18 protein-coding genes are annotated in these 13887 nt (G+C 57.9%); 10 read left to right on the top strand and 8 right to left on the bottom strand.

Annotated features, from left to right (window positions below):
• Positions 1 to 185: 185 nt before the first annotated feature.
• The 8 genes from EV686_RS07370 to EV686_RS07335 all read right to left on the bottom strand — a co-directional run bounded on the left by EV686_RS07370 (position 186) and on the right by EV686_RS07335 (position 5247).
• Positions 186 to 992 (bottom strand): N-acetylmuramidase domain-containing protein, encoded by an 807-nt coding sequence (locus EV686_RS07370; protein ID WP_132475084.1) that lies wholly within the window; start codon positions 990 to 992, stop codon positions 186 to 188.
• Positions 989 to 1297: a phage holin family protein gene (locus EV686_RS07365; RefSeq protein WP_132475082.1), complete on the bottom strand. Its 309-nt coding sequence runs from the start codon at positions 1295 to 1297 to the stop codon at positions 989 to 991. The genes EV686_RS07370 and EV686_RS07365 overlap by 4 nt, the downstream gene beginning before the upstream one ends.
• Before the next feature lie 112 nt (positions 1298 to 1409).
• Positions 1410 to 1901 (bottom strand): hypothetical protein, encoded by a 492-nt coding sequence (locus tag EV686_RS07360; protein ID WP_132475081.1) that lies wholly within the window; start codon positions 1899 to 1901, stop codon positions 1410 to 1412.
• Entirely contained in the window at positions 1892 to 2098 is a 207-nt protein-coding gene (locus EV686_RS07355; RefSeq protein ID WP_132475994.1) for a tail protein X, read from the bottom strand. The genes EV686_RS07360 and EV686_RS07355 overlap by 10 nt, the downstream gene beginning before the upstream one ends.
• Complete coding sequence (locus EV686_RS07350) at positions 2098 to 2550, bottom strand: head completion/stabilization protein (protein ID WP_165972537.1); 453 nt, start codon at positions 2548 to 2550, stop codon at positions 2098 to 2100. Before EV686_RS07350 ends, EV686_RS07355 begins: the two co-directional genes overlap by 1 nt.
• A 97-nt stretch (positions 2551 to 2647) precedes the next feature.
• Positions 2648 to 3310: a phage terminase small subunit gene (gene gpM / locus EV686_RS07345; RefSeq protein ID WP_132475078.1), complete on the bottom strand. Its 663-nt coding sequence runs from the start codon at positions 3308 to 3310 to the stop codon at positions 2648 to 2650.
• 38 nt (positions 3311 to 3348) lie between these two features.
• Positions 3349 to 4371, bottom strand: coding sequence for a phage major capsid protein, P2 family (locus tag EV686_RS07340; protein WP_132475076.1), 1023 nt, complete (start codon positions 4369 to 4371; stop codon positions 3349 to 3351).
• 54 nt (positions 4372 to 4425) lie between these two features.
• Positions 4426 to 5247 (bottom strand): GPO family capsid scaffolding protein, encoded by an 822-nt coding sequence (locus EV686_RS07335; RefSeq protein WP_132475075.1) that lies wholly within the window; start codon positions 5245 to 5247, stop codon positions 4426 to 4428.
• 139 nt (positions 5248 to 5386) lie between these two features.
• Between EV686_RS07335 and EV686_RS07330 the strand changes: the two genes are divergently transcribed.
• From EV686_RS07330 to EV686_RS07285, 10 genes are all read left to right on the top strand, one after another.
• Positions 5387 to 7138, top strand: a complete 1752-nt coding sequence (locus EV686_RS07330) for a terminase ATPase subunit family protein (RefSeq protein WP_132475073.1) — start codon at positions 5387 to 5389, stop codon at positions 7136 to 7138.
• Entirely contained in the window at positions 7138 to 8166 is a 1029-nt protein-coding gene (locus tag EV686_RS07325; protein ID WP_132475072.1) for a phage portal protein, read from the top strand. The genes EV686_RS07330 and EV686_RS07325 overlap by 1 nt, the downstream gene beginning before the upstream one ends.
• 1026 nt (positions 8167 to 9192) lie before the next feature.
• Positions 9193 to 10506: a tyrosine-type recombinase/integrase gene (locus EV686_RS07320; RefSeq protein WP_132475070.1), complete on the top strand. Its 1314-nt coding sequence runs from the start codon at positions 9193 to 9195 to the stop codon at positions 10504 to 10506.
• 136 nt (positions 10507 to 10642) lie between these two features.
• Positions 10643 to 10858, top strand: a complete 216-nt coding sequence (locus EV686_RS07315) for a hypothetical protein (RefSeq protein WP_132475069.1) — start codon at positions 10643 to 10645, stop codon at positions 10856 to 10858.
• Entirely contained in the window at positions 10851 to 11444 is a 594-nt protein-coding gene (locus EV686_RS07310) for a hypothetical protein (protein WP_207901716.1), read from the top strand. The genes EV686_RS07315 and EV686_RS07310 overlap by 8 nt, the downstream gene beginning before the upstream one ends.
• A gap of 26 nt (positions 11445 to 11470) precedes the next feature.
• Positions 11471 to 11764: a plasmid mobilization protein gene (locus tag EV686_RS07305; RefSeq protein WP_132475068.1), complete on the top strand. Its 294-nt coding sequence runs from the start codon at positions 11471 to 11473 to the stop codon at positions 11762 to 11764.
• 50 nt (positions 11765 to 11814) lie between these two features.
• The gene (locus tag EV686_RS07300) at positions 11815 to 12486 is read left to right on the top strand and encodes a TrbM/KikA/MpfK family conjugal transfer protein (protein ID WP_132475066.1); all 672 of its coding nucleotides are present in this window, start codon (positions 11815 to 11817) and stop codon (positions 12484 to 12486) included.
• A 10-nt stretch (positions 12487 to 12496) separates the two neighbouring features.
• Positions 12497 to 13159, top strand: coding sequence for a lytic transglycosylase domain-containing protein (locus tag EV686_RS07295; protein WP_132475065.1), 663 nt, complete (start codon positions 12497 to 12499; stop codon positions 13157 to 13159).
• Positions 13160 to 13241: 82 nt separating this feature from the next.
• Positions 13242 to 13562 carry a TrbC/VirB2 family protein gene (locus EV686_RS07290; RefSeq protein WP_132475063.1) on the top strand — a complete coding sequence of 107 codons (321 nt, stop codon included), beginning with the start codon at positions 13242 to 13244 and terminating at the stop codon, positions 13560 to 13562.
• A gap of 3 nt (positions 13563 to 13565) precedes the next feature.
• On the top strand, positions 13566 to 13886 hold the full coding sequence (locus EV686_RS07285) for a VirB3 family type IV secretion system protein (RefSeq protein WP_132475061.1): 321 nt from the start codon (positions 13566 to 13568) through the stop codon (positions 13884 to 13886).
• Position 13887 lies beyond the last annotated feature (1 nt).

Below are 13887 nucleotides of genomic sequence, written 5' to 3'. Positions count from 1 at the left end.
GGCGGACATCAGAACATCGTTTTTTTCAACAATGAGCTGTACCTGATTCAGTTTGTCAATGGCCGTTTTAATGGCCGATTCTTGCTTCTTGATCAGCTCTTTTTGCAGGCCTATTTGCCGGTACTGCCCCCAACTGAAGATGGCCAGGAGCATGCCCAGGATCGCAACGCCAATGCGCAAGTAGTTCAAGAGGCCTCCGTCATGTCATCGATGTGGCGCTTATAGGCCCTGGCCAATTTCACGTCGTACAGGTTCTCGTCATACGCTGGGCCGTTGTAGAGTCGTGCAAATGTCGACCATTTCTTCTGTTTCAAGGCGCGATGCAGCTCTTTGTCCTGAAGGATGAATCGAACGAATGTACGCAGCTGGTTGTCTTCGCTTTCCCGCTGGAAGTCCACGAAGGACTCGACGGACTCGAACCCGAGCGACTCCCAGTGAAAGCCCATGATCTGGAACAGTCCCCAGCTGCATGACTCGAACGCCGCCGGCGCGCAGATGCTCTTTGCCACGCCCATGCGGGTGTATTCGCTGATGCCGCCGGCGTAACCACCGCGCGCCTGGCTGACGACGCCGGGGTATTTCTGAGCGAATGGCCGGGGGTCGATCTTGCGCGCCACAAGCTGGCGCCAGAAAATATGGCGCTCGAACAGGATGACAGGCAGGTTATCGCGCACAAAACCCTGCCCGCGCGACTCCACTTCGTTGACCGCCATTACGCTGGCAAGATCAACGTCCAGTTGGTCAGCCGCTTCAACAAGCGCCGATTGACGAAGAAGTCGACCGGTTTCTTGCCCCTTGACCGCCGCCTCTGTTTTGGGCCCATAGATGCCATCCACGACCAGGCCGGCGCGCGCCTGTACGCGGCGAACGACCGCACGGGTGCTCTGGTCATAGACGTTGGTCTGCTCGACCTTGTGGCCAATCATGTATAGGCGGCGCTGCAGGTCGCCGACATGCGCTCCGATATCGCCAAGCCTGATAATCATGTTCATTCCCCCGTTTGTCGGTCAAGAGGCGGTTTGTGCCGCTTGTCGCCGAAATACCTTTCGCTGTAAGACTCTATGACCTTGGCGCCGCCCCAGCCAGCCAATGTCACAAGGGCGAGCTGCAAGAACTTGTTTGCGTTTGCCGCTTCAGCGACGGCGTAAACAATGACGCCTGCGGTGAATCCAACGCCAATTCCATACGCCAGCTCTTTGAATACCTGGGACACCACCAGAGCCTCGTTTTTGAGCCGGAATGCTGTATTTGCCATCGATGCGCAGATCGCGCTCATCATATTGATGAACAGATCCATCAGAGTCCCAGCGGTGTTGATCTGTTCCCATAGAGAGGCCTGCGAGGCATACACGGATGCGTGCACTGCGTAGGAACAGAGAACTATGAAAAGTTCGCGCTTGTGAAACATCTTAGGCATGCGTGCCCCTTTGTGCCTTCTGGCTAATGATTCCATCTCGTAGGCAAAAGGCCACGCCAGCGAGCGCGAGCACAACGTAGTAGCTGGTGACTACCACCACGCCTTCGTCCATGCGTCGATTGACGAGAATGAGTGTGACGTAATAACAAAACACCGGCGGCAGAAAAAGCAGAGGCCGGCGCCGATGGAACATCTGCATAGCAGGACGGATGGGGTCGCAATTCATGTAGGTGCAATACCGGACCATCGCCATCAGGCCATCCACAACAAGCAGCCCGCCGGCGGCAAGCAGGCAGGTAATGATCGCGATTGCACCGTTGTAGCTTTCCAGCGCCTGATGAAATATCGAGGAGGGTACGAAAATGCCAAACAGCCCCTGATACAGCGTTACCAGGCCATAGAAGATCCGGATCGGCCAGTCAGCCGACATGTTCAGGCTGAAATACGTTCGATGGCATGCAGCTCGCTTCAATGTCAGTCCCATAGCTTCACCGTTTCCACTGTAGAAGTCAGACGCACCGCGTCAGGAAGCACCACGGGGGTGCCATGCGCGAGGATCGGCCCTTGATCTGCAAGCCCAGGGTTGAGCTCATAGGCCTGTTCGACTATGTCGCGCGTCTCGCCCAGGTAGCGCCAGCACAGAGCGTCGACGGTATCGTTTTTCTGGGCATGGACGATCATCACAAGGCCTCGACCGTTGCACGGGGCTTGCCCAGAATGTCACTGATCGCCCACCGCATATTGCGCCGCGCCTCGTCCGGTATGCCTTCGTGATCATCCGCACGGCGGTCACCGGCGCCCGTAGCGTCGAAGTCTCTGTAGCGCTCGACGAGCTCGGCCTTCGCGTAGAAGTGCACGGCTCGCAGGTACAGGTTCGTCAATCGGCCTTTGGGCAGCCCATCGGGATGGGCCTGGCGCTGCGCTTCGCTCCAGGCTTGCAGCTCATCGTTTACGGAGTAGGCTGCGTTTTGCAGAGCCTCGAGCAGACGATCATTGGTGACGGTGCCATTCAGGCGCATCACCTGGCGGGCGCGCTGGAGGCTGACGGCCGGCCACCACAATTGATCGATGGCCTCTGGGGCCGTGCCCGAATCGAGCGCTTGAGGGTCGGCGCAGGCAATGGCGAATGACATAGACATCCTTGGAAGGGTGGCGGTGGGCGGGCTTCGGGGTTTGGCCTCATGAATGGGCTTCCCCTTGGCCCGCGCCGCCACGGCTCGAGGAGCTCAGTTAAGCGGAGCCTTGAGCAATCTCCGCCTTTAGTTCGGTGATTAGGCGCTTGACGCCGATCTTGTCGTTCAGCTGCAAGGCCCGTTCGTATTGCTCGACGGCTTCCGGCAGCTTTCCGGCAGCCCGAAGCTCATAACCCAGGGCCTTGTGCAGCTTGGCGCTGGCCTGGTCGGGCATGTCCAGGTTGACGGTCATGTCGTGTGTCTCCCGCAGCAGGTTCAGCGGGAACGACTGCCCATTCTTTTGCAAGGCCAGGGCCGCGTCGGCAATTTCGTCAACAATGACCGTGGGTACCGTGCGCTCGTACTGGTCAGGCAAGACCAAGTCGTGTTTGAGAACGTAGTGTGCAATGCGCAGGGCTTCATCGAAATCCCCCACATCCATGCGCCACACCATGACCGTGACCAGTATTTCGTCCTGGGCGCCCTGGCCGCCCTCCAGGGCCCCGGCCACCCAGCTGTCGTAATCGGACAGAAGCTCGCGCTTGACTTCGATCTTGCGCTCGATGCTCTGCACTTCCTTGAGACGACGCTTGTCGTCGTACAGCTTAGCCAGCATTAACTCGTAGGCGTTTGAGCCGGCGGGGGCCTGTCCGGGCTGCGCGTGCGCCGACGCGCGCGCAGCCTCGGCCCTGGCAAAGCGGCGTTGAGCGGGCGTAGTCATGATCCTTGCTCCTTTTCGAACGTCTGTGGTCAGGCAGATCAGCCTGCGGCGATCTCGATATTTTCTACAAGGGCCGCACAACCGTAATCTTCCAACTCGAAGGCATCGTTCGACGACTGGAACGTGTCGACGCGATCCCGTTTCGGGTTGTCGATGACGGAACGGCGCTGAGAGCCACGCTGGACGTACGTAGACAGATTGTCCAGCCGGGTAATCAGGACCGCATTGTCAGGGAAATAGGGAACCTGCACCGCCGGCAGGTTGCCGACGCGCTTCTGGCTGATGATGATGTCGGAAGCCAGCGTTTCGGTGGGGGCCTGCTTCGCATTGACCAGCGGAAAGTACTTGTCGGACATCAACTGTCGGCCCACCACGGCTACCAGCTTCGGATCGTTGCGAAACCAGGGCTCTACCATGGAGTTCACTACGTCGAAGATGACGCCGTCCAGGGTCTTGTACTCGTCGCCGGCACCACCCACGGTGACCTTGCCGCTGTCCTCTTCGGTTTCAAAAAGGTGGCGGCCGGGCGCCTTGACGCGAATCTTCTGCAGCCAGCCGATGTTCACGTCCTGCAGGAGGGGGTTCGTCGCGATGTTTGACGTATCGGCGCGCGACACACCGTTGAAACCGACCATGATTCGGTCAAGCGCAATGCGCTGGATGATCGCTTTAGCCAGCCGCACCTGAAAATCGGGGAACTTCGCCCAGGCATCAAGCGTAGCGTAGCGAAGATACGTATCGTAGTTTGTTTGTTCGCAACGGTACCTGTTGTCGTCCAGCGCCTTGACATCGCGCGGCGTACGGTCCGCCTCGGTGGTGTCGGTGGTGCTGGCAATGGGGCCCGTCACGCCCATGCCAATGCGTTCGCCTTCCTGCTCGTCGACCAGGTAGGTATTGATCGAGCGCAAGAAGTCGCTCGATTCCTGAATCTTGTTTTCGAGGGTCTGTTGCACGCTGGGCGCGGCCGTGAATTTGCTTACCACGGCCTCGACGCTCACTTCGTTGAGTGTGGCCAGGCGGGAAAGGTACTCATTGAACTTCAGGCGGGTGTCGTTACGCATTGCGCTCTCCGGTCAGATTTTTGACAGTTTGTTTTCAGGGCGATTGAAACGGGGTCAGCAGTCGGTCTGCACCTGACCATCTGAGCCAGTGGCCGGCGGGCGGTGGGTGGTGCCGGCATCGGTCTGTTCGACCTGCGCCTTGAACGCCTCGAAGGACTCCTGCAGTTTCGTCAATGTTTCCAGGCCCGCAGTGAATTTATTCAAATCGGTGGAAAATGCATTGAACCTCTGCTCGAGATCCGCGCCGTGGCTTGCCACTTGCTCGACCGCATCCAGCATCTGCCCGAACTGGTCTTCGGTCTTGACCGTTTGCTTTCTGAACTTGCCCAGCACCTCCCTGATCCGCTCCGAAAAACCGGAGCCTTCGTCGACCTCTTCGAACTCCAGCTCGATTTCCTCGGCGGTCGAAAAAAGGTTGTCCTTATCCTGCTTGCGAGCGGTCAGTGGGGAGCCTTCCGGGTTCTGCTGGGTGAACGCCAGCATGTCGGTGCCCAGCGAGGCGGGGCTGTCAGTGACGGCCAGGCCGACCAGATAGGCCTCGCCCGAGCCGGCAAAGTCTGGGTTGATTTCGATGCTGCTGTAGATCTTTTGGCGGGCCTTGTTCATCTTGATGAGTTCGTCGGTCGGCTCGATCTGGGCATATAGGCCGAGCTTCCCGTCGCTCTTCTTTCGTGCTTCCAGCGCCAAAACGTCCCCGTATGCTTTGAAGGGCCCGTCAGGCATCAACCCGCGCATATGTTCAAGCCATACCCGCGCGCCATACTTTGCCCGGCTGAACGTTTTCGCCATCTGCTGAATCCACTCTGCGGTGATGGTGCGGCCGTCGGTCGTGGCGCCCTCGGTGGCAACGCAAAAAAATTTGGACTTGAATTTCATGTCGGATCTCTTTCGTGGGAAACATGTGCCGACATGATTGCCGCTAGGGCGTGCGCGCTCAAGGACGCGGGTTTTGTAAACGGCCTTTGAGAAGCACTTTCTATTTTTAATAAGTGTGCCGTTGCCTATTCTGGCAGCCATGTTTACACAGCCCGCCGACCATGACAATCGCCGTCATGCCAAGTTCTTGTATTGGCAGGGATGGGCCCTAACCGCCATCGCCGAATACCTGGGCGAGCGGCCGCCAACGGTTGGCTCGTGGAAGCGGCGCGACAAGTGGGATCAAGCCCCCGTCATTGAGCGCATCGAGGGCGCTGCCGAGTGCCGCCTTGTGCAACTAGTGATGAAGCAGGCAAAAACCGGACAAGACTTCAAGGAAATCGACCTACTGGGTCGCCAGATGGAGCGATACGCACGTGTGCGAAAGTATCTTGGCGGCGGCAACGAGGTCGACCTGAACCCGAACCTCGCCGCCCGAAACTCCAAGCCAAAGCGCCGCCCGAGCAAGAACTTCATTTCTGAAGAGCAGACCGAGAAGCTGATCGAAGCATTCGACGATGCGCTGTTCGAGTACCAACGGACGTGGGCGAACAACAGGGATCAGCGCACACGCATCATCCTGAAGTCTCGCCAGATCGGGGCGACCTGGTTCTTCGCCCGTGAGGCCTTCATTGATGCCTTGCTGACGGGCCGCAACCAGATCTTTATTTCCGCTTCCAAGGCGCAGGCACACGTCTTCAAACAGTACATCCTGCAGTTCGTGCGCGACACCATTGACGTCGAATTACGCGGCGATCCCATCGTGCTGCACAACGGCGCGACACTGTACTTCCTGGGTACGAACTACCGTACGGCGCAGAGTTACCACGGAAATCTGTATGTCGATGAGTTTTTCTGGATTCCAGGCTTCGAGCAACTGAACAAAGTGGCCAGCGGCATGGCCATGCACAAGAAGTGGCGCAAAACCTATTTCTCCACGCCATCTTCCATGAGTCACGAGGCTTATCCGTTCTGGTCGGGCGAGCGCCACGCCAAGGTGCGGGGCAAGAAAAGCGCCATCAAGATGGACATCAGCCACAAGGCTCTGCAGGCGGGCAAGCTGTGCTCGGACAAGATCTGGCGCCAGATCGTCACGATCTTCGACGCCGAGGCAGGCGGTTGCGACTTATTCGATATCGAAGAGCTCAGGAATGAGTACACGGAAGACGAGTTCGACAACCTGCTGAAGTGTCTGTTCATCGACGACACCAAGTCGGTATTCCCGCTGCAGATGCTGCAGCGCTGCATGGTCGATTCCTGGGAAATCTGGACGGACTACAAGCCGCACGCCGCGCGGCCCTTCGGCAATAAGCCAGTCTGGATAGGCTACGACCCTTCGGACACTGGCGACAAGCAGGGCTGTGTCGTCATTGCGCCGCCGGCGGTGCCTGGTGGGAAATTCCGCATACTCGAGCGCATCCAGTTCCAGAACCCTGACTACCAGGTCCAGGCTGATGAAATCAAGAAGCTGACCGATAAATACAACGTCACGCATATTGGCATCGACGTAACCGGCATGGGCCGGGCCGTGTACCAACTGGTCCGGCTCTTCTTCCCCGCGGCCGTGCCGATCAACTATTCGGTGGAAGTCAAAACCCAGATGGTGCTGAAAATGCAGAACGTGATGCGCAACGGCCGCCTGGAGTTCGATTCGGGCTTCATCGACCTGGCACAGTCGTTCATGTCCATCCGAAAGATACTCACGCCCTCGGGCCGCCAGGCCACCTATGCGTCGGGCCGAACCCAGGCTGTCGGCCATGCCGACCTGGCGTGGGCCACCATGAACGCTATCGCGCACGAACCGCTGGAAGGCACGACAGAGGCCGGCCAGAACATTATGGAAATGAGTTAATGGAACAGCAAGAGCAAGTGCCCAACGCCGCAAGCGTAGAGGTCTTCACTTTCGGAGAGCCCGAATCGGTGCTCGACCACGGTCGCATCGTCGAGTATTTCCAGTCGTTGGACAACGGACGGTGGTATGACCCGCCTATCAGCCTGGACGGCCTGGCGCGCTCCTTTCGGGCAAGCCCGCACCACAGCTCCGCGATCTATGTGAAGCGCAATATTCTTGTCAGTACGTTCAAGCCACACCCGTTGCTATCGCGCAGTACTTTCAGCTCGTTCGTGCTCGATCACCTTGTGATGGGAAACTGCTACCTGGAAGAACGTAGCAACCGCCTGGGCAAACCTATCGCCCTGAAGCATTCGCTGGCCAAATACATGCGCAGGTCGAGCAAAGATCTGAACCAGTATTTTTTCATCAAGGAATGGGGGCAAGCGCATGAGTTCGAGCCAGGGAAGATATTTCACCTGCTCGAGCCGGATCTGAACCAAGAAATCTACGGCGTGCCGGAATACCTGTCGGCCCTTCAGTCGGCGTGGCTAAATGAGAATGCCACGCTGTTCCGGCGCCGCTACTACAAGAATGGCAGCCACGCCGGCTACATAATGTATTTGACCGATGCGGCGCACAACGAAGCAGACATCGATGCTCTTCGCACGGCAGTGAAAAGCAGCAAAGGCCCTGGCAATTTCCGAAACCTGTTCATGTACGCGCCGAACGGAAAAGAAAAAGGGTTGCAGGTCATACCGCTATCGGAAGTCGCCGCCAAAGACGAATTTTTCAACATCAAGAACGTGACGCGCGACGACATCCTGGCCGCCCACCGGGTGCCACCTCAGCTTATGGGCGTGATGCCCAGCGTCGCTGGTGGGTTCGGCGCAGTAGAACCGGTTGCCAAGGTGTTCGTGGCCAACGAGTTGTTGCCCCTGCAGGAACGCTTCAAGGAGTTGAACGACTGGGTGGGCGAAGAGGTCGTACGCTTCAACGACTACGACCTCGATTTCGGCGAGCCCAGCTCGTCCCCGCCGCTACGGTAGCAATACGCTGCCGCCCCTCTGAACCGCCCTCGGGCGGTTTTTTTTTGCCCTGGCTCGCCGGCCCGGGCCGGCTGACGGCCGCTGGTCAAAAGGTGACCACTCCCGGCCTCTACCCCTAAATCGCCGTCCCCTCCGCGCCCCCGACGCTCGCCCAATAAGCACTTATTAATGCAGCCAGATCAATGCGTACAGGCCGCTGGAGAGCCGTTTCACAGGCGCTGAAGGCCGACAGTCCAGGTTTCAGAAGAATGCTGTATGGGGCTCCTATGACCCGTCATGGGACACTGCCAACGATCGCCAGAAATATCGAGTGGACCGTGGGAAAAGTGTAATCTCCGTAACCCTTCCATTTTTTGATCCATAAGTATTTGATATAAAAAAGATTGTTTGATTACGGTCCCACCGTAATTTACCGTAACCTGAAACGTAATATTTTTATAAGTATTTGATAAATAAGATATATATTTTTTAAGAAAATTACACTATAAGACTGTAATAAGGTTACGGTCAGGTTACGCAAAAGTTACGCTCTTACGGGAAGCTGAAAACCGCATGGATAAAGGCTTTCCGGCGATTTTCCGGAAAAAGTTACGGAGATTACACTTTTCCCACGGCCCGCTTAAATTTTTTCGGAAGGTTCCGGCGCGCGCATGCACGTACGCGCGACATTTCTATCTCGATCGAGGGTCAGGGAGGATCATGGCTGCCGGCCGGTTGCTGACGACGGCCGCAGAGGCATTGGACAAATGCTTACTTATGACAGTATCACTGACAGTATCTCTCGCAAAGAAAAACTGGAAACCCCCATGAACATTGGCTTTGCAGGCATGATGTGGGTGCGCCCAAGCCACCATTCTGCTGTTCCAGCACGCTTCAAAACCTCCCAAATCTCAAAAAAATCAATGTCTTAGGCGCAAATCGCCGCCCAGGACGTCTCACTGCGCGTCGCTACATCCCGAGTTTGTCTGTACCCCAGTTTGTACCCCACAATGGTTTCGTCATTAACGGCCTCCGGGGGTACAAGTCATGGGCTTACTGAGCGAGACTCAGATCAGAGCGGCCAAGCCCGGCCCAAAAGAATATCTGCTGAACGACGGCGACAACCTCTACCTGCGCGTTCGAGCGACAGGCAAGGCATGGATCTATCGGTACATGAGACACGGCAAGCCTGTGAAGCTCGGCATGGGGCCATATCCGGGCGTCACGCTGGCCCAGGCTCGGATCAAGGCAAACGAGGCAAACAGCCTACGTGCCAACGGTCAGGATCCCAAGGACGTTCGTGGCCGCGAGGAAGAACTGGCCCGGACAGCCCGCCTTCAGACTTTTGAACTCATGGCCCGTGCGTGGCACAAGAGCGCTACCAAAGATAGGCATTGGTCTGATGCGTACTCGCACAGGATCATCCGGCACCTGGAACTTCATGTGTTTCCTTGGGTGGGAGACAAGCCCATCGACACCATTCTGCCTACGGAAATTGTGTCATGCCTGCACCGCCCTAAAGAGCGCGGCAATCTTGAAACTGCGCAACGGATACGTGAGGTCATCCAGCACATCTATCAGTACGCCGTGGACCTTGGCACATTGGAACCGGCAAAGAACTTCGTCAACAGGTACACGGGCGGGCTGCCTTCGCCCCGTGGCCGACATTACGCGGCCATCACTGATCCAGCGCAGCTCGGCCAACTCATGCGTGATATCCGCAACTACCACGGCAACTTCATCACTTGCTGCGCGCTGCGGTTAGCACCCATGCTGTTTCAGCGGCCTGGTCAAATCCGCTTTGCAGATTGGGAAGACATCAATTTAGAGGTTGAACTCTGGCGCTGCCCACCTGAGAAGATGAAAATGCGCGAATGGCAGAAACGCGATAGCCGCACACCGGCACACATTGTCCCCCTGCCGCGCCAAGCATTGGAGATTCTTGAGGAACTGCATTCGCTCACTGGTCCAACCGGCCCAGTCTTCCGCAGCATGTCACGCCGCTCGGAAACCAGTAGGTATATCAGCGAAAACACCATCAACGTCGCCCTGCGTACCATGGGTTACGACACCAAGGAACAGATCACTGGTCATGGTTTCCGCGCCACAGCTCGCACCATGATTCGAGAACATCTGGGCTGGGACCCGGATGTCATCGAGCGCCACTTGGCGCATACATCCGATGAAGAACTCGGCAGCAGCTACGACCGCGCAGAATTCATCGCTCAGCGGAAAACCATGGTCCAGCAATGGGCCAACTTTCTGGATGAACTGGAAGCTGGCAAGCTGCCCCAGCCGGACAGCAAAGTCCTGCAGTTCATACGCGAAAAGCCCAGATCAGCGTTTCGGCTCAGAGCATGAGTACCTACGACAACTACCGCTATTCAATCAAAATCCGTGCTCCCTATGGCCAATGGGACACGAATGCTATTCCGGAGAGGCAGCGATGCTAAAATACGAGGACACAAACGCCAATCTGAACTTGACGGGGGTGAACATGAGCAACACTACATCCAGCACCATCAATCGTATACGACGCCGCTCCGAGCCAGCTGTCGGCCATACCAAGATATTGGAAGGCGAAGCCTTGCTCAAAGATATGCGCGCGTACCGTAAGAAGGTCGCTGCCTCCCCTGAAGCCGCTCGTAAGTTTCTCGTTGAGCTGGGCGTCCTCACACCAGAAGGCAAGCGAAAGAATTTGATCCGTGGCTAATTCGTGGCTTTTGTATCAGACGCAGCCGTCGTTTATTCTTGGCTTCCACGGAACAGAGCAGGAAACTGTTAGCACACTGGTCGCTGACCCTTCAAAGCACCTGAAACCGAGTGCCGGCAAGTACGAATGGCTGGGTCACGGTATCTATTTCTGGGAAAATGATCCTCAGCGAGCATACGAGTGGGCTAGCACGGGCAATGCAAAATCCAAGATCAAGACACCGGACGCGGTCGGCGCAGTTCTTGACCTGAAATTATGCCTTGATCTGACCACTCGGTCGGGTCTTGAAGAGGTAGCGGAAGCCTACGCCATTCTGACAGAAAGCTATAACGAACTGGGTATACCGTTGCCTGCCAACAAAGGCGGGCCTGACAAACTCAGGCGGGAGCTAGATTGTCAGGTCATCACTGCCGTCCACACATACCGGGAAGGCAAAGGTCTGCCACCCTACGACTCCGTCAGGGCGCCATTCAGGGAAGATGTTGAGCTTTACCCTGGTGCCGGGTTCCATCGACGCACGCACATCCAGATAGCCATCCGCAACCTGGATTGCATCAAGGGATACTTCCGCCCTATCGCACGTTAAGCCTGTATTCATACACAGGAGTTTTCATGAACGAACCTCTTTCCGAGGTCATCCGCATTCGGGTGACCCCGTCCCATGCTGCGCGCCTAGGCGAAGCCGCCGCCCTGTCCGGGCTATCCCTTTCTAACTACATTAGGCGTCGCCTTTCCGCCGACGACACGCTGCAGGAAGAACTGACGCTGCTGCGCCAGATCGTGGCTGATTTGGGCCACCTGCGCGACACCCGCCTGGCCGCCATTGAAAGCGCCCACCTGCTGCGGGCGATGGCCAAGCCTGAACATCTCGCCATCGCACAACAGACGCTGCAACAGCAGCGCTGATCCCCCAGGCCGACAGGCCGCACGCTCTACCCCTTCCCGGAGACTTCCCCATGCACACCCTTCCCGCCCTGCGGGCTGGGGCGCTGGCGCTTGCCTGCGTCCTGGCTCCTGCTGCCCACGCGAACGGCACCATTGAGCTGCTGACAGGCATTCCCCGCCTGGCCTGCGAAGCGACGCTATGCCTGTCATCCAGCCTGCGCCCTGGCGAATGCAGCCCGTCGCTGGATCATTATTTCGACATAAAGAAGTTCAACCGGCGCGGCCTGGACTGGTCTGCAACTGTAGCGGCCAGACGGGCTTTCCTGTCTGAATGCCCGGCATCCGGCGAACCAGGCATGGCGCAACGCATCGACGCCATTTCCCGAGGGGCTGGCAAATGTGATGCAGACTTTCTGAACCGCCACTATGCCGGCACGGCCTACAAATGGCGGGAACGCGGGTATACCTACGGCGGCGACAGCGCCGAACCCGTGTACGAAGTGCATCCCCTTCGCACGGTCACGCTCACACAACTGCCCGCTTATTGCGTGGTCTACAACGATCACGCCTGGACCTATGAACTGTCTGTCCGATATGTAGGCAGGCCGGCCATGGGCGGCTACTGGATCAAGTCTGAAGATTACGATGCGGCTCAGGCCGAGTGGGAAGCTGAACATACCGGGCAGTGGGCGACCGGCTGGAATTTCTCTCTGACCGACCCCCGGCACCGCAGCAACAACTGAGGACGCCGCCATGCTTGCAGAACTCGCCGCTCTGGCCCTTGCCTGCGCGCCCGATATTCACCCGGTCACTCTGCTGGCTGTGGTCAAGCATGAATCCAGGGCGCAGCAGTACGCCATCGGCGTCAACCGCAAGGGCCACCAACTGAAGCGTCAACCCCGCAGCCTGGAAGAAGCCACAGCAGCAGCGCAGAGGCTGATTGACCAGGGCATCGACTTCGATGCCGGGCTGGGTCAAATCAATGTACGCAACTGGGCTTGGCTGAAGCTGGATGCCACGACCGTGTTTGACCCCTGCCGCAATCTGACAGCAGCCCAGACCGTGTTGGCTGACTGCTACGCCCGAGCCTTACCCGCTCACAAGGACCCGCAACAGGCGCTGCGCGCCGCGCTGTCCTGCTACAACACCGGCAATTTCAGGCGTGGCTTTACCAACGGCTATGTGGGGAAGGTACTGACCCAGGCAGGCATCAAGGTTCCGGCCCTGGTGCCGCTTGCCGACGATACGACATCCGCGGCTGCGACCGGCACACCGGCCCAGCCACCAAAGAACCCCAAGCAGAAACCGCAGCCTGAAGCGCCACCCGGTACACCCGACGGATTCACCTCCAACCCGGCGACTGACGGCTTTGCCCCGACGCCCGACCCTGAACCCGGCCAGCGTTCCGACACCTGACCACTGCCCACCAGGCCGGCCACCCATTTCCCTTTTCACCGTCACCCCTGCGCCGCCCGGCGTCTGGGGCAGGAGTCTTTCCATGTCACTACTGAATCACTTCAGAAACGCTACGCAGCGCCAGCATATCTTCAACAGATGGATGACAGCCTTGCTGCTGTGCAGCATCACTCAGGCGGCATCTGCCCAATCCATCGGCGGGCTGTCCAGGGCGCAGACCACACTGCAGACCCTGCGCGACAACCTGGATGTCATCCTGCCGATTGCCGCCATCATCATCGGCATCATCATCTTTGTGCTGTATTCCGCAGAGGTCATGCGCAAGGACGACGCCATCCGCTGGGGCATTGGTGTGCTGCTGGCCGGATCAGCCGCTGAACTGGTTGTGCTGCTCTGGAAGTAAGCCATGAACGATCACACCTACCCTGTCTTCAAAGGTCTGGGCCGCAAGGCCACCTTCATGGGGATTCCCACACGGCTGTCATTGGGTGCCTTCGCCGTTGTCGCAGTGATCGCCATGACAGCTGGCCTGGCCTGGTGGGGACTCTTATTCGTGGTCATGCCCACCCTGGCCATCCTCACCCGCGACGACGACAAAGCCCTGGATGTGCTCTGGCTGGAACTCAGGACCCGTAAACGCAACCGTAATCAGCGTTTCTGGAAAGGTTCCAGCTACGCCCTGCACGGCTACCACCGGCGCCGCCCCTGGCGCGCCCTCATCCGATAAA

The organism is Paracandidimonas soli, from assembly GCF_004342005.1.
Lineage (GTDB): Bacteria > Pseudomonadota > Gammaproteobacteria > Burkholderiales > Burkholderiaceae_B > Paracandidimonas > Paracandidimonas soli.
This window is presented reverse-complemented; position numbering and strand designations above follow the sequence as displayed.

What these genes read in the sequence shown, in the direction of transcription:
- EV686_RS07370 (WP_132475084.1), bottom strand. Translation starts at nt 992, where the DNA reads ATGAACATGATTATCAGGCTTGGCGATATCGGAGCGCATGTCGGCGAC.
- EV686_RS07365 (WP_132475082.1), bottom strand. Translation starts at nt 1,297, where the DNA reads ATGGATCTGTTCATCAATATGATGAGCGCGATCTGCGCATCGATGGCA.
- EV686_RS07360 (WP_132475081.1), bottom strand. Translation starts at nt 1,901, where the DNA reads ATGGGACTGACATTGAAGCGAGCTGCATGCCATCGAACGTATTTCAGC.
- EV686_RS07355 (WP_132475994.1), bottom strand. Translation starts at nt 2,098, where the DNA reads ATGATCGTCCATGCCCAGAAAAACGATACCGTCGACGCTCTGTGCTGG.
- EV686_RS07350 (WP_165972537.1), bottom strand. Translation starts at nt 2,550, where the DNA reads ATGTCATTCGCCATTGCCTGCGCCGACCCTCAAGCGCTCGATTCGGGC.
- gpM (WP_132475078.1), bottom strand. Translation starts at nt 3,310, where the DNA reads ATGACTACGCCCGCTCAACGCCGCTTTGCCAGGGCCGAGGCTGCGCGC.
- EV686_RS07340 (WP_132475076.1), bottom strand. Translation starts at nt 4,371, where the DNA reads ATGCGTAACGACACCCGCCTGAAGTTCAATGAGTACCTTTCCCGCCTG.
- EV686_RS07335 (WP_132475075.1), bottom strand. Translation starts at nt 5,247, where the DNA reads ATGAAATTCAAGTCCAAATTTTTTTGCGTTGCCACCGAGGGCGCCACG.
- EV686_RS07330 (WP_132475073.1), top strand. Translation starts at nt 5,387, where the DNA reads ATGTTTACACAGCCCGCCGACCATGACAATCGCCGTCATGCCAAGTTC.
- EV686_RS07325 (WP_132475072.1), top strand. Translation starts at nt 7,138, where the DNA reads ATGGAACAGCAAGAGCAAGTGCCCAACGCCGCAAGCGTAGAGGTCTTC.
- EV686_RS07320 (WP_132475070.1), top strand. Translation starts at nt 9,193, where the DNA reads ATGGGCTTACTGAGCGAGACTCAGATCAGAGCGGCCAAGCCCGGCCCA.
- EV686_RS07315 (WP_132475069.1), top strand. Translation starts at nt 10,643, where the DNA reads ATGAGCAACACTACATCCAGCACCATCAATCGTATACGACGCCGCTCC.
- EV686_RS07305 (WP_132475068.1), top strand. Translation starts at nt 11,471, where the DNA reads ATGAACGAACCTCTTTCCGAGGTCATCCGCATTCGGGTGACCCCGTCC.
- EV686_RS07300 (WP_132475066.1), top strand. Translation starts at nt 11,815, where the DNA reads ATGCACACCCTTCCCGCCCTGCGGGCTGGGGCGCTGGCGCTTGCCTGC.
- EV686_RS07295 (WP_132475065.1), top strand. Translation starts at nt 12,497, where the DNA reads ATGCTTGCAGAACTCGCCGCTCTGGCCCTTGCCTGCGCGCCCGATATT.
- EV686_RS07290 (WP_132475063.1), top strand. Translation starts at nt 13,242, where the DNA reads ATGTCACTACTGAATCACTTCAGAAACGCTACGCAGCGCCAGCATATC.
- EV686_RS07285 (WP_132475061.1), top strand. Translation starts at nt 13,566, where the DNA reads ATGAACGATCACACCTACCCTGTCTTCAAAGGTCTGGGCCGCAAGGCC.